General features: G+C 35.5%; 19 protein-coding genes and 1 other annotated feature. All 19 genes read right to left on the reverse strand.

Annotated elements, in window-relative coordinates; genetic code table 11:
- Positions 1 to 70: 70 nt before the first annotated feature.
- The 19 genes from ileS to ACFFIS_RS11850 all read right to left on the reverse strand — a co-directional run bounded on the left by ileS (position 71) and on the right by ACFFIS_RS11850 (position 20,965).
- Complete coding sequence (gene ileS, locus ACFFIS_RS11760) at positions 71 to 2,827, reverse strand: isoleucine--tRNA ligase (protein ID WP_390187680.1); 2,757 nt, start codon at positions 2,825 to 2,827, stop codon at positions 71 to 73.
- Positions 2,828 to 2,884: 57 nt separating this feature from the next.
- Positions 2,885 to 3,117 (reverse strand) — a binding site (T-box leader).
- Between the two features lie 60 nt (positions 3,118 to 3,177).
- Positions 3,178 to 3,687 carry a DivIVA domain-containing protein gene (locus ACFFIS_RS11765; protein ID WP_390187681.1) on the reverse strand — a complete coding sequence of 170 codons (510 nt, stop codon included), beginning with the start codon at positions 3,685 to 3,687 and terminating at the stop codon, positions 3,178 to 3,180.
- A gap of 127 nt (positions 3,688 to 3,814) precedes the next feature.
- On the reverse strand, positions 3,815 to 4,591 hold the full coding sequence (locus tag ACFFIS_RS11770; protein WP_320378873.1) for a YlmH family RNA-binding protein: 777 nt from the start codon (positions 4,589 to 4,591) through the stop codon (positions 3,815 to 3,817).
- A gap of 11 nt (positions 4,592 to 4,602) precedes the next feature.
- Complete coding sequence (locus tag ACFFIS_RS11775) at positions 4,603 to 4,875, reverse strand: YggT family protein (protein ID WP_320378872.1); 273 nt, start codon at positions 4,873 to 4,875, stop codon at positions 4,603 to 4,605.
- Entirely contained in the window at positions 4,869 to 5,309 is a 441-nt protein-coding gene (locus tag ACFFIS_RS11780) for a cell division protein SepF (protein WP_390187684.1), read from the reverse strand. Before ACFFIS_RS11780 ends, ACFFIS_RS11775 begins: the two co-directional genes overlap by 7 nt.
- Before the next feature lie 11 nt (positions 5,310 to 5,320).
- Positions 5,321 to 5,992, reverse strand: coding sequence for a YggS family pyridoxal phosphate-dependent enzyme (locus tag ACFFIS_RS11785; protein WP_390187685.1), 672 nt, complete (start codon positions 5,990 to 5,992; stop codon positions 5,321 to 5,323).
- 33 nt (positions 5,993 to 6,025) lie between these two features.
- The gene (gene pgeF, locus ACFFIS_RS11790) at positions 6,026 to 6,838 is read right to left on the reverse strand and encodes a peptidoglycan editing factor PgeF (protein ID WP_320378870.1); all 813 of its coding nucleotides are present in this window, start codon (positions 6,836 to 6,838) and stop codon (positions 6,026 to 6,028) included.
- Positions 6,839 to 6,901: 63 nt separating this feature from the next.
- Entirely contained in the window at positions 6,902 to 7,180 is a 279-nt protein-coding gene (locus ACFFIS_RS11795) for a YlmC/YmxH family sporulation protein (protein ID WP_320378869.1), read from the reverse strand.
- A gap of 124 nt (positions 7,181 to 7,304) precedes the next feature.
- A complete protein-coding gene (gene sigG, locus ACFFIS_RS11800) occupies positions 7,305 to 8,084 on the reverse strand; it encodes an RNA polymerase sporulation sigma factor SigG (protein WP_390187688.1) in 780 nt (259 codons plus the stop codon).
- 131 nt (positions 8,085 to 8,215) lie between these two features.
- The gene (sigE, locus tag ACFFIS_RS11805) at positions 8,216 to 8,935 is read right to left on the reverse strand and encodes an RNA polymerase sporulation sigma factor SigE (RefSeq protein WP_390187690.1); all 720 of its coding nucleotides are present in this window, start codon (positions 8,933 to 8,935) and stop codon (positions 8,216 to 8,218) included.
- Positions 8,936 to 8,982: 47 nt separating this feature from the next.
- On the reverse strand, positions 8,983 to 9,903 hold the full coding sequence (gene spoIIGA, locus ACFFIS_RS11810) for a sigma-E processing peptidase SpoIIGA (RefSeq protein WP_390187693.1): 921 nt from the start codon (positions 9,901 to 9,903) through the stop codon (positions 8,983 to 8,985).
- Between the two features lie 758 nt (positions 9,904 to 10,661).
- Positions 10,662 to 11,798 carry a cell division protein FtsZ gene (gene ftsZ / locus ACFFIS_RS11815; protein WP_390187694.1) on the reverse strand — a complete coding sequence of 379 codons (1,137 nt, stop codon included), beginning with the start codon at positions 11,796 to 11,798 and terminating at the stop codon, positions 10,662 to 10,664.
- A gap of 114 nt (positions 11,799 to 11,912) precedes the next feature.
- The gene (gene ftsA / locus ACFFIS_RS11820; RefSeq protein WP_320378868.1) at positions 11,913 to 13,196 is read right to left on the reverse strand and encodes a cell division protein FtsA; all 1,284 of its coding nucleotides are present in this window, start codon (positions 13,194 to 13,196) and stop codon (positions 11,913 to 11,915) included.
- 152 nt (positions 13,197 to 13,348) lie between these two features.
- On the reverse strand, positions 13,349 to 14,125 hold the full coding sequence (locus tag ACFFIS_RS11825; RefSeq protein WP_390187696.1) for a cell division protein FtsQ/DivIB: 777 nt from the start codon (positions 14,123 to 14,125) through the stop codon (positions 13,349 to 13,351).
- A 171-nt stretch (positions 14,126 to 14,296) separates the two neighbouring features.
- The gene (gene spoVE, locus ACFFIS_RS11830; RefSeq protein ID WP_390187895.1) at positions 14,297 to 15,361 is read right to left on the reverse strand and encodes a stage V sporulation protein E; all 1,065 of its coding nucleotides are present in this window, start codon (positions 15,359 to 15,361) and stop codon (positions 14,297 to 14,299) included.
- Positions 15,362 to 15,693: 332 nt separating this feature from the next.
- Entirely contained in the window at positions 15,694 to 17,043 is a 1,350-nt protein-coding gene (gene murD, locus ACFFIS_RS11835; protein WP_390187699.1) for a UDP-N-acetylmuramoyl-L-alanine--D-glutamate ligase, read from the reverse strand.
- A complete protein-coding gene (gene mraY / locus ACFFIS_RS11840) occupies positions 17,040 to 18,023 on the reverse strand; it encodes a phospho-N-acetylmuramoyl-pentapeptide-transferase (RefSeq protein ID WP_320378866.1) in 984 nt (327 codons plus the stop codon). The genes murD and mraY overlap by 4 nt, the downstream gene beginning before the upstream one ends.
- An 87-nt stretch (positions 18,024 to 18,110) precedes the next feature.
- A complete protein-coding gene (locus tag ACFFIS_RS11845; RefSeq protein ID WP_390187701.1) occupies positions 18,111 to 19,478 on the reverse strand; it encodes a UDP-N-acetylmuramoyl-tripeptide--D-alanyl-D-alanine ligase in 1,368 nt (455 codons plus the stop codon).
- Positions 19,479 to 19,480: 2 nt separating this feature from the next.
- Positions 19,481 to 20,965 carry a UDP-N-acetylmuramoyl-L-alanyl-D-glutamate--2,6-diaminopimelate ligase gene (locus tag ACFFIS_RS11850; protein ID WP_390187897.1) on the reverse strand — a complete coding sequence of 495 codons (1,485 nt, stop codon included), beginning with the start codon at positions 20,963 to 20,965 and terminating at the stop codon, positions 19,481 to 19,483.
- Between the last annotated feature and the right edge of the window lie 30 nt (positions 20,966 to 20,995).

The following is a 20,995-nucleotide window of genomic DNA, read 5'->3' on the forward strand; positions in this document are numbered from 1 at the left end:
TCTCCCCCTTGAGAAAGATAGTTATAAGTGTTCTAAAGGATCAGTAAAATGCTGGCCCTTTTAGAAAAGGTTACTTCGTGTAATGTTCTTTTACTACGTGTGCACAGCGGCTACATAATGTTGGATGATCAGCATCTTCTCCTACAGTATCCGCGATGATCCAGCAGCGTTCACATTTTTCACCTGTATTTTTTTCAACGGCAATATGTGCAAAACGATATTCTTTTCCAACCGGTTTATCAGTAATTACTGCCTTTGAAACGATAAATAATTGATGCATGTGTGTAATAGATTGCAACACTTCTCTCGTTTCTTCGGTTGTTGGATAAATTTCGATTTTAGCCTCAAGTGATTTACCAATTACTTTTTCATTTCTTGCTTCTTCTAATGCCTTTAGTACATCATCCCGAACAAGCATAAAATGATTCCATTTTCTCTCGTCCTCTTTCGTAAACGTGGCAATTGTTCTTGGCTCTGGAATGTCTGTTAACTGAACACTCTCTTCTTCAACACCAGGAATATATTCCCAAACCTCATCCATCGTATGTGGAATAATCGGTGTTAATAATTTGACAAGGGCAAGTAACATTTCATAACTAGCAGATTGAATACTTCTGCGGCGTTCATGATCTGCTGCCTCAATATATAAAACATCTTTAGCAAAATCTAGATAGAATGAACTTAAATCATCCGCACAGAAGTTGTGAATCCGATGGAAAATAGGAGCAAATTCAAATTTCTCATAGTTTTCACGAACATCTTTAATTAATTCTTGTAAGCGGAAAAGCATATATTTATCTACATCATGTAACTGGCTATCTTCGACATGATTTACAGCAGGATCGAAATCAGCTAAAATTCCAAGCATGAAGCGGAACGTATTACGTACTTTTCGATATGCTTCAGATGTTTGTTTTAAAATGTCATCTGAAATTCTAACATCTGCCTGATAGTCTACAGATGAAACCCATAAACGTAAAATATCCGCACCTAATTGTTTCACTACTTTTGATGGTAAAATAACATTTCCTAAAGATTTACTCATTTTTTTACCATTACCATCCATCACAAAACCATGACTGACTACATTTTTGTATGGCGCTTTTCCTGTCACTGCTACTGCTGTTGATAAAGAAGAGTTAAACCATCCACGATATTGGTCACTACCTTCTAAATAAACATCAGCCGGACGATGATGATCCTCTCTTTCCATTAATACCGCTTCGTGTGAAGAACCAGAATCAAACCATACGTCCATAATATCTGTTTCTTTTGTAAATTGACCATTAGGACTATGCTCAGAAGTAAAGCCTTCAGGTAATAAATCTTTTGCTTCTTTTTCAAACCAAATATTAGAACCATGTTTAGCAAATAAGTTTGAAACATGATTAATTGTTTCATCCGTAATAATCGGCGTGCCATCTTCCCCATAAAACACTGGAATTGGAACACCCCAAGTTCGTTGACGTGAAATACACCAATCTTCACGGTCACGCACCATATTGTATAATCGTGTTTCACCCCAACCTGGATACCAATTAACTTTTTTAATTTCATCTAAAATCGTATCTCGAAAATCTTTAATTGAAGCAAACCATTGTGCAGTAGCGCGGAAAATAGTTGGCTTTTTCGTTCTCCAATCATGTGGATACGAGTGCGTAATAAATGTTAGTTTTAACAATGCCCCAACTTCAGATAATTTTTCCGTTATTGCTTTATTTGCATCATCATAAAACATGCCCGTAAACCCAGGTGCTTCCTCTGTAAATACACCTTTATCATCTACTGGACTTAGCGGATCAATTCCATATTGTTTTGCTACATAAAAATCGTCTTCACCGTGCCCTGGTGCTGTATGCACACAACCTGTTCCTGACTCTGTTGTTACATGTTCACCTAGCATAACAAGTGAATCGCGATCATAAAACGGATGTTTTGCTACGATTCTATCTGCCTCTTTACCAATAAACGTTTTCACTACTTGCGGATTTTCCCATTCTAGTTCTTCCGTCACAGCTTCAAGTAATCCTTCTGCAACAACATAACGTTCTCCATTAACCTTTACAACAACATAAGACAATTCGGGATGTAAGGAAATACCTAGGTTTGCTGGCATTGTCCAAGGTGTTGTTGTCCAGATGACAATTTTATCACCTGCATCTAAGACACCTTTCCCATCTTTTACTTCAAACGCAACATAAATAGATGGTGAACGTTTATCATGATACTCAATCTCGGCTTCTGCTAATGCTGATTCAGATGATGGTGACCAATATACTGGACGTAAGCCTTTATAAATATAACCTTTTTTTGCCATATCCCCAAAGACTTTTATTTGAGCTGCCTCGTAATCATTTTTCAATGTAATATAAGGATTATCCCAATCCCCACGAACACCTAGTTGTTTAAACTGATTTCGCTGATTATCAATCTGTTTCAACGCATATTCCGCACATTTTTCTCTAAATTCTGCAACACTCATTTTTTTTCGATTTACTTTTTTGTTTTTAGTTAATGCAGTTTCGATTGGTAATCCATGCGTATCCCAGCCAGGAACGTAAGGTGCATGATATCCCGTCATGGATTTATAGCGTGTAATAAAGTCTTTTAAAATCTTGTTCAATGCATGCCCGATATGCAAGTCTCCATTTGCATATGGAGGTCCATCATGTAAAATAAAAGATGGTCTACCTTCCGTTCTTTTCAATCCCTTTTCATAAATATTTGCCTCTTCCCATTTCTTTTGCCTTTCTGGCTCGCGATTCGGTAAATTACCACGCATAGGAAAGGCTGTTTTTGGCATTAATAAAGTATCTTTATATTCCATGCCTTTTTCCTCCTTTATAATAAAAATTTAGAAATAAAAAAAAATCTTCTTCATCCCAAAAGGGACGAGAAGACTCGCGGTACCACCCTCATAAATTTAAAATTGTGATAAACAATTTAAATTCACTTCAAAATTCGTAACGAGAATCAGTCGCCCGTGCCTACTATATGCTATATTCGAACGGGTACTCCGGGGTGATTTTCTAAAAGTTACCCTGATCAGGCTTTCACCATTCCCTGATTCGCTTTACAGTTTCTCTACTTTTATACTGTCCCCATCATCATAAATGTTTTATGTCCTTTTAAAATAGTCTATACGTTTATGCATTATATGTAACGATCTACTATTTGTCAAGATTTCAGACTTGTTTTTACTAAATCTTCTTCTGGCTCAAATTCTGTTTCAAGCAAATCTTCCCAATCACCAGAACGAACCATTTCTAACTGTGCTTCAACAAGCATTTTTAATCGAGTACGGAAAACCTTCGCTTGTTTTTTTAATTCTTCCACTTCAATCGCTACTTTTCTAGCCTTGCTTAATGATTCATTAATGATTCGATCAGCATTCTTTTCTGCTTCTTTAATAATTAATTTTGCCTCTTTCGTTGCATTCCCTTTTACTTCCTCAGCAGTTTCTTGGGCAACCAATATAGATTTATTTAATGTTTCCTCAATATTCGTAAAGTGACGAAGCCTTTCATCTAACTGTGTGACTTGTTCTTCAAGATCTTTCTTCTCTCTAATGACAGTCTCGTAATCTTTAATTACTTGATCGAGAAATTCATTAACCTCATCATCGTCATATCCTCTAATTTTCTTTGAAAATACTTTATTGTGAATATCTAACGGTGTTAATGGCACATTGCCACCTCCATTCATCATTCTCTAAAAATAGCTACTACGATTAATAGCATTATTCCTATTATACGACAAAAGTAACAAAAATCCTGCAATTTTTGTAGAAAACTTTACTAAATAAGAAAATAAATTATTCTAACCGAGCAGTTGTAATATGAATGTTTCCTTTTCTCGTCTTATCGTTAATTTGAACAAGCTTACTTCTCCCTTTTCTTCTTAACGAAATCATATCCCCTGCCTCAATTATAAACTTCGGATCAGTGACCAGCTTGAAGTTTACTTTCACATATTGCTTTTGAATAAAATCTACTGCATCTTTCCTCGAAATACGATATATTTCCTTCAATACATTATCAAGTCGCAAGGAAGCAACCGTTTGATTGGATTCTATCCAGTTTAGCTTTTTCTCTAGTAAATCTTCCAACGGTTTATGTTGGATAGTTATTTTTGCATTTTTTATCTCTGTCAAATTCATTTCAATAAAAGGAGCGATTTCGGATGCGACAATGAGCTGAATCAATCCGTCACCAACTAAAATATCTCCTAATTTCTCACGCGCTAGACCTAACGATAAAAAAGCACCCAAAACATCCCGATGTGTAAGCGTTACAAACTTTTCAGTATACTTAGCTTGCAGTAACGTTAATTGAAACAAATCCTCGTTAATTTCATCATAAAAAGGGGCAATCCATACTCTTTTTCTCTCGGTATACGTTCCTCCACCATATAACTCAGCTTGTAAATCTGCTTGTTTTGTACCAATAAGCATAGATACAATTTGTTGTTGCCGCGGGTCCAAGAAATCAGATAGTCTTGGAATATAAGAGTTTTCCACCATTTCCATCCAAGAAAGGACTTGATCAATAAAAGCATGCTCTTCTTTACGAAAGTGTTGGTATATACTCATCTATTTACCTCTCACATAAAAAAGAACTGGAAAATTGACCATAAACCTGTACTCGCCAAGCGCAAACAAATAATCGCGATAATTGGTGAAAAGTCTATCATACCTAATGGAGGAATAAACCGACGAAATTGTTCCAAATAAGGTTCACAAATACGTCCTAAAAATTCACCAAAAGTGCTTTCACGTGCACCTGGAAACCAAGACATAAAAATATAAATAATAATACCAAAAGAATATATAGATATTAAAGTATTTATTACTTTAAATATTTCGTAAGCTACCATCTATCTTGCCACCTTTTTTTATAATCCTTTTCTCTAACAGGTGTATCTGAATCTGATATTACACCAGAAATATCTACATTATCGGGTGCGCATAAAAATGTTTGTGTCCCTAGCTTTTGCATATTTCCATTCAATGCATAGATTGTTCCACTAAGAAAATCAATCATCCGCTTTGCCTCTGCATGTTCAACACGTTGTAAATTTACGACAACCGATTTTCGATTAACAATGTGATCGGCTATTTCTTGTACCTCTGCATAAGATTTTGGCTCATAGAGAACCATCTTTGCATTTGCTTGCTGTACTGCCGTTAAATTCACTACTTTTGGTTCATGACGATTGTCGATAGATGCAGGCACGGGAACTTGTTCTTCGATATATTCATATTCATCTTCCACCGAGAAAAAGTTTTTAAACTTATCTTTTATGCTCATCACGTCACCCCTTATGGTCCGACTAGTTTCGATCCTAATCGAATATGTGTTGCTCCTTCTTCAATTGCTATTTCATAATCATTGCTCATACCCATGGATAAATATTTACAAGGAGCATATGATAAATTTTCTGCAATTATTTCATCACGTAACATACGCAAGTCGCTAAAGACCCCTCTTATTTCCTGTTCATCGTTTGTATAAGGAGCCATCGTCATCAAACCAATGACGCGTATTTTATTAAAGGTTTCTAATTTATGTAAAAAAGAATGAACCTGGTCTGGTTGAATACCGTGTTTAGATGTCTCTCCACTTATATTCACTTGAATAAAACAATCCACTGTTTTTTCAGCACGTTTTTGAATCTCCTTTGCCAGAGAGAGCCGATCAAGTGAATGAATTGCAGTCACTTTATTCACAACATCTCGTGTTTTTCTTGATTGTAATGTTCCAATAAAATGCCAATTTGCTTGTTTTTCAATGTGACGGTACTTTTCCAAAAATCCTTCTGTTCTATTTTCACCAATATTCGTTACTCCTGCAGCAAGTGTTTCTTTTGTTCGTTCTATTGTAACATATTTTGTAACACCAATAATCGTAATTTCTTCCGGATTACGATTACTTCTTTTACATGCTTGTACAATATTAGCATTGATTTTCTCTACATTTTCCTTCACACACACTTTCTATTACTCCTCCCCATTCTTAAAGCCAATTCAAGAAATATATCCAATATAGGCTAACATACGTCCAGTCTTTCCGCCATCTCGTCGATGTGAGTAAAATAAATCTTCATTACGAAATGTACATAAATCCGTTATATCTATGTTATTACGAAGCACACCACATTGTAAAAGAATTTCTACATTTAACTGTTTTAAGTCTAATAAATAGTGTTTATCTCGAAGCGGTGTAACCGTCTTTTCTCTAAACTGTATCGGTATATTGTCAACGACACGATGATCTACTTCATAATAATCTTTTGAAATACATGGTCCTATGACGACCTGCAAGTTTTCAACTTGTACACCGTGACTTATGAAGCTATTAACCATTGCCTCCGCCATACGTGAAACACTACCTTTCCAACCCGCGTGTGCAATGCCAATATATGAAGTCGTAGGATCAAAAAAATAAAGTGGTACACAATCCGCAAAAAAAGCGGTGCATAGGATGCCTGTTTCTTTTGTAATAAATCCATCGACGTTTCGTATCGTAGTGGAAATATCTGTAGCACCTTTCCCGCTATCTTCCTTTTTCACAACATGAACAGTTGTCTGATGAATTTGTTCTCCACAAACCCAATTTTCAAGTGGTAATTTTAATGATGTGGCCAAATATTCCCGATTTAACCGTACATGTTCTGGATTATCTTTTACATGCAACCCCATATTAAGCGCATGGAATGGCGCGGCACTAACACCACCGTTTCTAGTTGTAAAGCCTACTTTTAAATTTGTATCCAATTGTTCCCATTTTTCTATATTTAAATACATTTCATGAGAATGATGAAATGGCTCAAGTTTCAAATTTACATCCTCCCTTACCACGTTTATTTTACCATATTTCTGCTATTGAGACCTTTGTTTTAACTATATCGAATCATAGTTCGTATTTATTTGATCATAATATTGCGTTTCTGACACATCTTTTACTAAAATAACATCTGTACCAATTGTAACAATTTGATTCCAGTATATAAATATTTCTTCTGCTTTTCCAAAAAAGCTTCCTTTATCACGTATATAAATTATAATCGCTATAATTCTACCTAAATCGGGATCAATTTCCAAATCGGCAATATGACCGAGCCTTTTTCCATTTTTTATTTCAACTACTTCTTTTAATTGTAACTCAGATAGTAATACCATGTAAAAATCACCCCTTTACTTACATTTATATGCATCATTCCTAGATTTTAATATAGTGTTTATAGACAGAAAAAAGGAACAGGTACATTTTATTCGACCCATTCCTTTTTTCCATTTTCATATTTTATTTAAACATTTCCTTATTCATTTGTTGAATTGCTGCCTTTTCCAATCGAGAAACTTGTGCTTGGGATATGCCAATTTCATCTGCTACTTCCATTTGTGTTTTTCCTTGGAAAAATCGTTTGTTCAATATTAACTTTTCCCTTTCGTTTAAACGGTGCATCCCCTCTTTTAGAGATAGCTTGTCCGCCCATGAGTCATCCTTTTCTTTGTCATCACTAATTTGATCTAACACATAAATTGGATCTCCACCATCATTGTAAATTGGTTCAAATAATGACACAGGATCTTGAATGGCATCCATAGCAAAGACAATGTCTGAATGGGGAATCCCCATTTCCTCTGCAATCTCCATTGGTGTTGGTTCTTTTGATGTTTTATTAATTAGCTTTTCCCGCACTTGTAACGCCTTGTACGCCGTATCACGTAATGATCTTGAAACTCGAATTGGATTGTTATCACGTAAGTATCGGCGAATCTCACCAATAATCATTGGAACTGCATATGTAGAAAATCTCACATTGTGGCTTAAATCAAAGTTATCAATGGACTTCATTAGACCAATACAACCTACTTGGAATAAATCATCTACATATTCTCCGCGATTGTTGAAACGTTGAATTACACTTAAAACTAATCGTAAATTACCATTCACTAGTTTTTCTCTTGCAGATATATCCCCGGACTGCATTTCCTTGAAAAGAACCTTCATTTCTTCATTCTTTAAGACAGGTAATTTTGATGTGTCAACTCCGCATATTACTACTTTATGTCTAGTCATTCTTTACCCTCCTGCTTGGAGATGCTGTTCAAGGTCAGTATCTCCGCTGCAGAGGTTTTTATGCACGGGGTATTATAAAATTACCTATATAAAAATTGGCAAACGTCGTCTATACTTGTACAAATAAACGTTTAAACCATTTTATTAAATTCTTTTTTTAGTCGCTTAATAATTTTCTTTTCTAAACGTGAAATATATGATTGTGAAATACCTAACATATCTGCAACATCCTTTTGTGTTTTCGCTTCCTCCCCTATTAATCCAAAACGAAGTTCCATAATTTGCTTTTCACGCTGGTTCAGTTGACTTAGCGCACTCTTCAATAAGTTTTTATCAACTTTTGCCTCCAAATCTCTCGTAATAATATCTTCATCTGTTCCTAAAACATCTGACAATAATAATTCATTACCATCCCAATCAATATTTAATGGTTCGTCAAAGGAAATTTCGGACCTAATTTTATTATTTCTACGTAAAAACATTAATATTTCATTTTCTATACATCGAGAAGCATATGTAGCTAACTTGATTTTTCTTTCAGGATTAAACGTATTAACCGCTTTTATCAGCCCAATTGTACCAATACTAATCAAGTCCTCAATGTTTATTCCTGTGTTTTCAAATTTCCTTGCAATATATACAACAAGCCGCAAGTTTCGCTCTATCAACATTGCTCTAGCTGATTGATCTCCCTTAGGTAAACGAATTAATAATTCTCGTTCTTCATCTTTTGATAATGGCGGTGGTAGTGCTTCACTACCACCAATATAATATATTTCATCTGGTTTAAAACCTAATTTCATACGAATTTTTAGCCATAATAACCGTATTTTCAACTTCAAGAGCTTCAATTATTCTCTCTCCCTGTATCGTAATGTTCTCATGCATGGATTTTCCTCTAAGCCGAATATTCACCGTGCAACGTCACTATGTGTGGATGGAGTAAGCAATGATAACGATGGTCACTTGTTAACCGATTAAACTGCACACCAATGATCACTTGATTTGTAACAATTTCCTTTTCATCATAAAACACCACTACTTGACTAGGTCGAATACCGAGCAGATAATTACTTTTTCCATCTACACCGTGAAATGGAATAACTTGGACAAATGATTGCCATTGAAGAGGTAATTCATCAAATTGCATGCTTTCATATGCTTGCCGTAGTTTTTCCCACTCTTCTTTTGTAAACCATTGCTGCAAAAATATTTCATCGCAAATCACGACGTGTTTTTTTGAAATAGGATCTATTAGTTGATTACCACTATCAATATACCCTATTGTATGAAAAGTTTGCTCTTTAATCGTAATGGTAACTGGATACATTTGATCATAGCGAATCTTATCAAATGTATGCTTGTCCATATGTCTTTTTGTAAAATATAATACAATCGGAAATCCTATCACCACAAAAGACCAACTAACCGGATCACCTAAACCACTATGAAAAGTTAGAAAACCAGACTCTGACAAAACAAAGTTATTTTGTAATAAAAAATGGAAGGCTAGTAAACCACCTCCTACTGCAAAAGATACAAAATAAAATGTCATCAATTGTTTCATAAATCTAGTTATCGTATAAAAACGAAATGTAGAACGTATGATAAGGATAGAGTATATACATTTCCCTATAAAACTTGTAAGAAATGTGTTTGGGAAAAAGAGCGTGATTGGTACTAATAAAGAGGCAATCGTAGCACCAAATAACACCCTATATCTTGATGATTGTTCTTTTAAGATAGCTTGAGTTATGAGCAAAAGCATCCCGTCTAAAAGAAAGTTCAGCAGCCAAACTGCATCTAAATAAAGGGTCATATCAACCTCCCTCCGTTCATAATAGAAGGATTGAAAATTGCAATTTAAGAAAATCATGGAAACTAATTATGAGTATATCCTATTCTATTTGCAAAGTCTGTCACATCTTGTATCATATGAAGCACTAATTTTAGCTAGTTATTGGATAGTTTGTCGGAGTATATGAATTGTATGAAATAGGGCAGAAAGAGAGAACGTTTTCTCATTAACCAGTCGTTTGATGTTCCCTCGAATTCTTAAAGAAGGGGTCTTATCGTCAGTTAAAGGTTGTACAATAAATGACGTCGGTGGTCAAATCTCGGCAGCGTCGTTTTCTTGTTTACACGAATTAATTTCATAGGCCAAAAGTAGTTGTTGGAGGAAGAATATTAAATGGTGCGTACATACCGTTGTTCTACATGAAAATTGACACGCTTTCCGTGGGCACGGCTTCAGCCTCCTCGGAAGCAAAACCCGCTTCCTGTGGGGTCTTCAGACACGTGCTTTCCGACAGGAGTCGGTCATTTTCATTACGGACAACTAGTATTGTGGGATGATGTTTATGAAAATGATTTATAAAATCACACGCTAGGGCAGCACCACTTCCCTAGCGTGTGATAACCAAATACATTTTTGAATTGACTAAAATTCAATACCAACGTCATTTGACGTAGAGCCCAGTTAAATAGCAATAAAAAAGAAACTGATTCTCCCACTTACATCGTATTTCATGTAAATGTTGAAATTCAGTTCCTCTTTTAATCTATTGTACTATTTAATTAGTGGTTTCGGTTGCGATTACGATTTCTTAAAAATGTCGGTATATCCAATATATCTTCTTCTGGTTGTTTATTGTAATCATTTTGTGGCTGCTCTTTTACAGGCTCTTCATTAGCCCTTGTAGCCGCAACTTGCTGGTGATTCATAACCGGGCGTTGACGTGGAGGTTGTTGAGCTTGTTTCGCCTCGTCAAATCCTGTTGCAATAACCGTTACAATAATCTCGTCCTTCAAATTATCATTAATGACCGATCCAAATATAACGTTTACCTCTTCATCTGCTGCTGTTGTCACTAAATCAGCTGCTTCTTGAACTTCATATAAACTTAAGTTTGTTCCACCAGTAATATTCATTAAAATACCATGTGCACCATCAATTGAAGTTTCAAGTAGAGGGGAAGAAATTGCTTTTTTCGCTGCCTCTGTTGCCCGATTCTCACCGGTCGCAACACCAATTCCCATTAAAGCAGAACCTTTATCATACATAATTGTTTTAACGTCCGCAAAGTCAACGTTAATTAAACCTGGTTTAGCAATCAAATCTGAGATACCTTGAACACCTTGGCGTAAGACGTTATCAGCCTCACGAAATGCTTCTAGCATCGGCGTGTTTTTATCTACAATTTCTAGTAATCGGTCATTTGGAATGACAATTAATGTGTCTACCGCCTCTTTTAGGGAATCAATACCGGAAATTGCTTGTGTCGATCTTCTTCTTCCTTCAAATGAAAAAGGTCTTGTCACAACTCCTACAGTAAGTGCACCTAATTCTTTCGAAATTTGGGCAATGATTGGCGCAGCACCAGTTCCAGTACCACCGCCCATTCCAGCAGTAACAAAAATCATATCGGCACCCTGTAGTGCTTCTTCAATTTGTTCTCTACTTTCTTCGGCTGCTTTTTTTCCGACCTCGGGGTTTGCACCTGCACCAAGACCGCGTGTTAGTTTTGTACCAATTTGTAATTTCACTTCAGCTTTTGATAGATTTAGGGCTTGCGCGTCTGTATTAACCGCAATAAATTCTACACCTTCAACACCATGTTCAATCATACGATTCACTGCGTTATTTCCTCCGCCACCTACCCCGATGACTTTAATTGTTGCCAATTGATCCATTTCCATGTCAAAGTCCAACATATATTCGTTCCTCCTAATATGCATAAATTACACGACTTTATTTTATCTTTACGTTACATTTGATTATACAGTTAGGCAACAGATGCTCGTCTCCTATTTGTATGTCTTTGTTCATTAATCGAAGAAGTATTTAAATATATTCGCAAAACTAGAATCCTTTTTCTTCTTCGTCTTCGGTTCCCCTTGTTTTTGGGGTTGACTTTTTACACGTTTCATATTCGTTTCTTGCATTTGCATTGAAACAGATGGAAATAAATCTTTTCCTTGTATTTTCGCATTTCGATATGAAAATTGCAAGATTCCTACACCTGCTGTAAATTGTGGTTCACGAACACCAATATAATCTGGTATCGCAACTCTTACATTTTGTTGAAAGATATCTTGTGCCAAATCTAAAACACCTGGCATTTTCATTGTTCCTCCTGTTAAAACATAACCTCCAGGAAGTTCATGATATCCCATTTTACGTAATTCTCTTACCACGTAAGCATAAATTTCTTCTAATCTTGCTTCTATAATATCAGCAATATGCAACTGTGTGTATGTTGCAGTCTTATTACTTCCTATCATTGAAACTTGAAATACTTCCTCTTCTTGTGCATCATTATAATATGCATGTCCAAAATTTCGTTTAATATTTTCTGCTTCTTCAGTGGTTGTTCTTAAACCAATCGAGATATCTTTCGTAATATTGTCACCACCTAAAGGCACTACACTTGTGGATACGATATGTTCGTTTTCAAAAATAGATACAGTCGTACATCCACCACCGATATCTATCATTGCTACACCAAGATTTTGTTCATCTTTAGATAGCGCAACTTCTCCGGCTGCAAGTGGTTGTAAACAAATATCGGCAATTTGTAAGTTAGCCAATTCTACACATTTTAAAATGTTATGTAAAACTGTTTTTGAGCACGTAATAATTGTACCTTCCATTTCCAAGCGTACACCAATCATTCCACGCGGATCTGTAATCTCGTCTAAGCCATCTACTATAAATTGCTTTGGAATGACATCAATAATTTCACGCTCAGGAGGAATTGAAATAACTTGTGCTCCCTCTATTACTCTAGCAACATCTACATCATCGATTTCTCTATTCTCATTTTGAACAGCAACAACACCATGACATGGTTGAAGTTGAATATGGTTACCACTTATCCCAACGACAACGCGTTCAATTTGCATACCAACCATACGTTCAGCTTGTTCAACTGCATTTTTTATCGAGTGAACAGTTTGATCGATGTCAACAATTGCACCTTTTCTCATTCCTTTGCTCTCCGCACTACCAACACCGATAATATTTAATGAATCATTCGTTATCTCACCAATGATTACTTTTACTTTTGACGTACCTATATCAAGGCTTACTAAAATTTCACTATTTTGCAAAGAAAGGCACCTCCTAATCAATAACTTTCGTCGAATCTTCGTTGCTTTTATGAAACTTTCACTACTATTATAATCTATCATTTTATCGGAGTTAATGAAAAAAAGAAACTTATAATATATATTTCCATAAAAACCTGAATAATCCTCTATTTTTATTCATTTTTCTTATCTTCTTTTTCTTTATCGGCATATTCTTCAAAATATGTACCCACACCGATATGAATAATACCAGTTTTTTTCGGATCTAATTGACTAACGATTGACGGATACAGCTGCATCTTATCCGCGAAGTCCCGCATTGTCCCCGAAACGGTGTACCCATCATTCATGTAAAGGATTATTTTATTTTTATTCGTTTTTGTTGGTTCCCAATGAATTTCAGAAATTAAATTTATGATATCATGTGGTAACTTATGTAATTCATCCGATATTTTTTGTATTTGCTCTTGCTCCGTAAATGAAAATAAAATTGGCGCTTCACCTTTTGGAATTGACTGGTTGCGATCTTTTAATACACTCCCATTTGCTAATAATGGATAATAATCATTCTTCTGTTTAATAAATCCGATTAAACGTTGCTCTTTGACTGTTATTTCAACCGTCCACGGTAATTTCCGTTTGACATTTGCTGATTGTATAATCGGATCTTTCTCAAGTACCGTTTTCATTTTCTCTTTATTTATTGTCCAAATACTCGTATTCTTTATCAATCCACTTTCATTCATTATCTCAGCATCATCCAGAATGATGTTACCATTTATTACAATTGTTTTTACATGACTTAGCGGGGACTGGAGATAGACAATTATTGTAATTAAGAAGAAAAATATAGAAAGGTACAAAATAAGCCGCCTATTCGCCTTTTTTTTACGTGCTTGTTTCAATTTCGGAATACGATCTTCAATTGAAACGACATTCTTTTTCTCCATCTATGCTTCTTCCTTTAAAATTAAATAATAGATTTAATAAAGAGAAGCAGCATGAAATGTGCTGCTTTTTTCATTACTTGAATTATAACATAATCTTAACCCAAAAATATAGCTGTCCTACTCTTAATCGATATTTTTATAGAAATTTTATTAAACTAAGAGATTTGCACGCTAAATCTTGGTCGCCTTACTAATATTTAGTAAAATTCCTGCCGAACATAACGTTAAGGTTAAGGAAGAACCCCCATAGCTTAAGAATGGTAATGTGATTCCTGTTACTGGAATTAGACCGATCACAACACTAATATTAATCATCGCTTGAATAGTAAGCATCGAAACGATACCTAATGCAAGGTAGCGACTGAACTCATCTGGTGCCTCAAGGGAAATTTTTATACCACGCCAAAATAATAAAACAAAAACAAATAAAAGAAACGTTCCTCCAATAAATCCTAATTCTTCACCTAGTATTGCGAAGATAAAATCAGTTTGTGGCTCTGGTAAATAAAAATACTTTTGTAAACTAGCTCCTAGACCTGTTCCCATTAGACCACCTGGACCAATCGCATATAAGCTTTGTATAATTTGGAAACCATCGCCTAGTGGGTCTTCCCAAGGGTTTAAAAATGCAGTAATACGACTTATTCGATACGGAGCAGACATAATTAAAAAAACAAAACCGATTACACCTATTGCTGCTAGTCCAAAGAAATGTAACAAGCGAGCCCCTGCAGCAAACATCATTACCATACACGTTAATACTAGAACTACGCCCGTCCCTAAGTCAGGTTGTAACATAATAAAACCGAATGCTACAAACACAAGAGATAATAGAGGAAGAAAGCCTTTTTTAAATGACGTAATATATTTTTGTTTTACTGCCAACATAGAGGAAATAAAAATGATAAGGCCAAGCTTCATAAACTCTGATGGCTGAATACTAAATGCGCCAACCCCAATCCAACTTTGAGCCCCACCCCGACGCATTCCAATACCGGGAATAAGCACAATAATTAATAGAAAAAAACATATCAACAAAATGACTTTAGCATATTTCCTCCATGTCCCATATGGTATAGACATCATAAAAAACATTGCAATAATGCCAATACCTGCAAATAATAGCTGTCTTTTAAGAAAAAAGAACATATCCCCATATTTATACTCTGCCCACACGTATGAGGAACTAAATACCATGATAATCCCAATGGCTAATAAAAATAAAATCGCATACATTAATACATAATCAGGTTTATCTTTTATAAGTTTCTTTTCTTGCAAAAGAAAACACCCCTTCTCAGACATCAGAATCGGGGCGTTGTTCATATGATGATGTAAATGTATAGATAAAACAATACTACTCCTAGCGACCAGTATATATCATTCCTCTTCCTACAATAAGTCAATATCTGCTCGTTTATACTCACAGTATTTCCTCTAACCCGTACGAATTTGGAAGATTGATTAGCTAAGAAGCCACTTTGCGTGGAACCTCCTATCCACCCTGCGTAACAAGGCACAGTCTATACGTCGCATAAAAGGAGTTTCGCTTTTGATTGAACAAGCCCCTATTTTAATGTATGCACGGCTTGTATAAACATGTCACCTCTTTGTTCAAATGTTTTGTATTGATCCCAACTTGCACATGCTGGGGACAACAAGATGACATCTCCGGGTTTTGATATATCAAAACTTTTCCCAACTGCATCTGTGACGTTTTCTGCATCTATTACAATCGGAATATCTGCCTCTTCAGCAACTCTTTTCAACTTTTCTCCTGTTTGACCGAATACTACAATCGCTTTAACATATTGAAGGTGTGGTATTAAGGAATCGAATTCATTGCCTCGATCTAAACCACCTGCCAAAAGAATCGTAGGTTGCGTAAAGGAGGCCAATGCTTTTTCCGTTGCCAACATATTCGTTGCTTTTGAATCATTATAAAACAAACGTTCATGAATCTTTCCTACAAATTGCAAGCGATGTTTTACGCCAGTAAACGTCGTTAATACGTGACGGATACCTTCATTATTTGCACCTGCTAATTTACTTGTACATATTGCAGCTAAAATGTTTTGTAAATTATGAGAACCAACGAGTACAATATCTTTCCTAGAAATTACTTTTTCTTCACGAAAATATATATACTCTTTATCTAACCAAGCACCCTCAGGTAATCTCTTTGTTAAAGAGAATGGGACTTTTTTAGCGGCAGTATGTTTAATCATCTCCGAAACCGTTTGATCGTCTAGGTTGTAAACAACTACATCATCTATCGTCTGATTTCGAATAATGTTACGTTTCGCAGCAACGTAATTAGCTAATGTATGATGAAAATCTAAATGTGCTTCAAAAATATTTAACAGCACTGAAATATGTGGTTTGAATTTTTCTGTACCCATTAGTTGAAAAGAAGATAATTCTAAAACAAGCGTTTCTTCCGGCAGCAGCATTTCTGCAACTTCTGAGGCTACTGCTGTTCCAATATTTCCCGCAAGTTTAGTTTGACAATTGCTATTTTCTAGCATCTCGTGAATCAGCATTGTCGTTGTCGTCTTCCCATTCGAACCTGTAATTCCAATGATACGATCTGTCATATAGCTTGTTAACTCTACTTCCGTTATGATAGGGATGTTTTGTTGTTGTGCTTGCATTAAAACCGGATTTTCATATGATATACCTGGATTCTTAACAATTACTTCCACCCCATCCAAAACAGAAAGAGGATGGGAGCCTAATATTACTTCAGCCCCCATCTTGCGTAACTCTTGTACAATTGGATCGTCAGTATTAGTTTTTAAGTCGTTTACCCTAACACGCTTCCCGTTTCTGCATAGTAGTTTAGCAGTCGCAGAACCACTTTTGGCTAATCCTAAAACTAAAATATTTGAATAAGGAAATTGATTTAATTCATTCATCCTAACCACACCTCAATATAAATACCTAAAGCGGCAAATAATAGACCAACAAGCCAAAAAGTCGTTACAACACGCCATTCCGACCAACCTAGTAGTTCATAGTGGTGATGCAATGGACTCATTCTAAATACACGTTTACCTGTCGTTTTAAAAGAAATCACTTGAATAATGACAGAAAGAGTTTCAATTACGAAGACTCCACCAATAATGACGAGTAATATTTCTAACTTTGTTAAAATAGCAATGGCTGCAATTGCGCCACCTAAAGCTAATGAACCCGTATCACCCATAAACACTTTTGCAGGATGTGCATTAAATACAAGAAATCCAAGCAATGCACCAACTACCGTTAACGAAAAAATGGTAATTTCTATTTGCTGTGAACTAAACCAAGCTAAAATACCAAACGCACCAAAAGCTATTGCTGCTGTTCCTGCTAATAAACCGTCTAATCCATCAGTAAGGTTTACGGCATTAGATGATCCTACAAGCATGAAAATAATAAGTAATGCGTAACCCCAACCAATATCCCATTGTATTGAGGTCCCTGGAATTTGAATGGCCGTTGAAAAATCATGAATTTGGATAATATAGAAAAAGATAAGCGCAATTATAACTTGCCCAATCATTTTTTGTTTTGATGTTAGTCCTAAGTTTCGTTTCATCGCGACTTTGATAAAGTCATCTAAAAAACCCAATAAACCGTATCCTAATAAGACAAACAATAATAACCAAAGTTCATAACTTATCGTATCTGTTAACTTCATTGCCATGATAAGTGAAGTAACTACAACACTAAATATAATCATAATCCCCCCCATTGTAGGGGTTCCGGATTTTTTCATGTGAGACTTTGGTCCTTCTTCTCTAATGCTTTGTCCAAACTTTAATCGTCGCAAAAATGGAATGAAGATCGGGGAAAACAGGACGGTAAATAGAAATGCAATTGCAATTGTTATTATTAAGATTGAAATATTCACTACGTATCCTCCTCAAATTATGACCGTCCATTATCTCTATTTATTTTCTGTTAAAATTACAGTTGTATGCTCTTATTTCAGAAATATCTATTGTAGTTCACGTATTGTATTAATTATTGTTTCTAATTGCATACCACGTGAAGCTTTAAATAAAATAACTGTTTCTCGATTTGCAAGTTGTTTTAAATCATCTGTTAATTTCGTCCGATCAGCAAAATGTTTCGTATTTATATCTGGTTTTTCATTCATAAGCTTTGAAGTTATGTTCTTAGCGTACGCTCCAATTGTATATACTGTCGTAATTGGAGCTTCAATATAATCCACTACAGATTCATGCATGTACTTAGATTGACTACCTAGTTCAAACATATCACCTAAAACCAATACTTTTTCTTTATACTGCTCAAGTTTCTTCACCACTTCAATCGCAGCAATCATGGAGGTTGGTGATGCATTATATGCGTCATTTATAATTGCCACACCATTTATTCCTTCTAACAATTCAAACCTCATGCCAGTAATAGATAAAGTTTGCAAAGATTGATGCACAAGCTCTGGATCCATACCTAGTTTGGTTGCAACAGCTACGGCATATGTTGCATTTTTAGCATGATGTTTTCCTAATAACGGAATTTCATAAGTCTTTCCAGTCGATAAACTAAATACCGTCCCCCGTTGCGTGATTTCTACTTGGTTGATAACAAGATCGAGATTTAATTGAAAACCACATCTAATTATATTATTGTTTAATGAGAATTGTTCCAGTAGTGTTTCATCACCATCAATAATTAATACACCATCTTGTTTCAAACCTTCTACAATTTCCAGTTTTGCTTTTGCTATGCCTTCTCGGGAACCTAAGAATTCAATATGAGATTCCCCTATATTTGTAATGATGGCATAATCAGGATTTGCAATTTTAGAAAGCAGTGCAATTTCACCAAAATGATTCATACCCATTTCAAGTACAAGCATTTCAGTATCTCTAGGCATTGATAAAATAGTTAAAGGCAATCCAATATGGTTATTTAAATTACCACTTGTCATATGTGTACGAAATTGTGATAAAAGTATGTGTCCAATCATATCTTTTGTAGTTGTTTTGCCATTTGAACCCGTTACTGCGATAACAGTTGGATTGATTTCAAAACGATATGCTTTGGCTAATGTTTGTAATGCGTGAATCGTATCATCTACTAGAAAGACTAGAAATGTTTCAGGTAAATTATCTGGTATCACCTTGTCTTTTTGCCAAAGTGTAGCAACAGCCCCATTTTCCATTGCTTGCTCTATATAATCATGCCCATCAAATTTATCACCCTCAATTGGGATGAAAAGGGCGTTGTCTTTTTGTTCGCGACTATCTGTTGTTACGCAATCAATGGCGATATTTCCTTCCCTTATCCCTCGATAATGAGGGTGTATGGAGGCTAGCCAATTTACAGAAAATAACATACTTAACTCCCCTTACGTTTGATTGCTTCACGTGCTATTTCTCGATCATCAAAATGCGTTTTCTCACGGCCAATAATTTGATATGTTTCATGACCCTTTCCAGCAATCAATACGATATCGTTCGCTTGTGCGAGATTTACCGCTTCGTAAATAGCCTGTTTCCGATTAACAATTACTTTGTAATTATATTGTTCGCCAGTTAATCCATCAACCATATCTTGGATAATTGCTTCTGGTTTTTCTGTACGCGGATTATCGGACGTTAAAATTGCATAATCACCGTATTCACAAGCAATTTGGGCCATAAGTGGTCTCTTTGTTTTATCCCTATCTCCCCCACAGCCTACCACAACATAAACTTTTCCTTTTTTAAATTCCGAAATTGTTTTTAAAACATTTTCTAATGAATCTGGCGTATGGGCAAAATCTACGATAACACCATATGGTTGATCTATATCATCACAAACAACGGATTCAAAACGACCATTCACACCAGTTAGATGTTCCAAAGCTAATTTAATCGTGGAAAGTGGTACGTGAGCTGCAATTGCTGCACCACTTGCTGCAAGCATATTGTATACGTTAAATAAGCCAATTAATGAACTGTTAATTTCAATTGTTCCAACTGGCGTCTTCAAATCGAAAGTGGTACCTGTTAAATGCAGGCGGATATTCTCGGCTTTAATATCAGCATCTTCTTCACATGCATATGTCAATATTTGTTGAGCTGTACTTTTTTCTAAAAGAGATGCAGACGTATCATCGGCATTGATTACTGCAAATTTTTCATGCTCGCCATAAGTGTTTCCAAGTTGAGCAAACAATAGCGATTTAGCCCGCAAATAATCTGCCATATCCTTGTGATAATCAAGATGGTCTTGCGATAGATTTGTAAATACAGCAATATCGTAATCACAGCCATATACACGACCTTGGTCTAGTGCATGTGAAGAAACTTCCATAATTACCTGTTCTACATCTTTTTCTACCATTTCGCTAAAAACCTTTTGTAAAGTTAGCGCATCAGGGGTTGTATTTTGAATATCGAACACTTCATCCCCAATTTTTAATTGAATGGTACCAATAATCCCAGTTTTCTTGTTATGTTCTTGAAAAATCTTCTCCAATAAATATGTCACCGTTGTTTTACCATTTGTACCTGTCACACCAATTAATGGTAACTTATTTGTCGGATGATGATAAAACTTAGCGGCAAGCATTGCCAACGCCCTTTGTGTATTTCTAACAGTGATAACCGGTATTTCTCCAACTACAGGTCTTTGGGCAATAATTGCAACGGCACCTTTTTCAATTGCTTGTTTAACGAAATCATGCCCATCAACTGTAAAACCTTTTATACAAACAAATACAGAACCAGGTATTACCTTTCTGGAATCCATTTCAATTCCCGTTACTTCCGTTTGCTCCAAATTATTTGGAACTGATTGATAAAACGGTAATACTGATAAAAGATCAATTAACTTCATCATATTAAAACTCCGTCCATTATTTTCATT

Source organism: Paracerasibacillus soli (genome assembly GCF_042432965.1).
GTDB lineage: Bacteria > Bacillota > Bacilli > Bacillales > Amphibacillaceae > Paracerasibacillus > Paracerasibacillus soli.

What these genes read in the sequence shown, in the direction of transcription:
- ileS (WP_390187680.1), bottom strand. Translation starts at nt 2,827, where the DNA reads ATGGAATATAAAGATACTTTATTAATGCCAAAAACAGCCTTTCCTATG.
- ACFFIS_RS11770 (WP_320378873.1), bottom strand. Translation starts at nt 4,591, where the DNA reads ATGAGTATATACCAACACTTTCGTAAAGAAGAGCATGCTTTTATTGAT.
- ACFFIS_RS11775 (WP_320378872.1), bottom strand. Translation starts at nt 4,875, where the DNA reads ATGGTAGCTTACGAAATATTTAAAGTAATAAATACTTTAATATCTATA.
- ACFFIS_RS11780 (WP_390187684.1), bottom strand. Translation starts at nt 5,309, where the DNA reads ATGAGCATAAAAGATAAGTTTAAAAACTTTTTCTCGGTGGAAGATGAA.
- ACFFIS_RS11795 (WP_320378869.1), bottom strand. Translation starts at nt 7,180, where the DNA reads ATGGTATTACTATCTGAGTTACAATTAAAAGAAGTAGTTGAAATAAAA.
- sigG (WP_390187688.1), bottom strand. Translation starts at nt 8,084, where the DNA reads ATGACTAGACATAAAGTAGTAATATGCGGAGTTGACACATCAAAATTA.
- spoIIGA (WP_390187693.1), bottom strand. Translation starts at nt 9,903, where the DNA reads ATGACCCTTTATTTAGATGCAGTTTGGCTGCTGAACTTTCTTTTAGAC.
- ftsZ (WP_390187694.1), bottom strand. Translation starts at nt 11,798, where the DNA reads ATGTTGGACTTTGACATGGAAATGGATCAATTGGCAACAATTAAAGTC.
- ACFFIS_RS11825 (WP_390187696.1), bottom strand. Translation starts at nt 14,125, where the DNA reads ATGGAGAAAAAGAATGTCGTTTCAATTGAAGATCGTATTCCGAAATTG.
- spoVE (WP_390187895.1), bottom strand. Translation starts at nt 15,361, where the DNA reads ATGTATGCGATTTTATTTTTATTAGCCATTGGGATTATCATGGTATTT.
- murD (WP_390187699.1), bottom strand. Translation starts at nt 17,043, where the DNA reads ATGAATGAATTAAATCAATTTCCTTATTCAAATATTTTAGTTTTAGGA.
- ACFFIS_RS11845 (WP_390187701.1), bottom strand. Translation starts at nt 19,478, where the DNA reads ATGTTATTTTCTGTAAATTGGCTAGCCTCCATACACCCTCATTATCGA.
- ACFFIS_RS11850 (WP_390187897.1), bottom strand. Translation starts at nt 20,965, where the DNA reads ATGAAGTTAATTGATCTTTTATCAGTATTACCGTTTTATCAATCAGTT.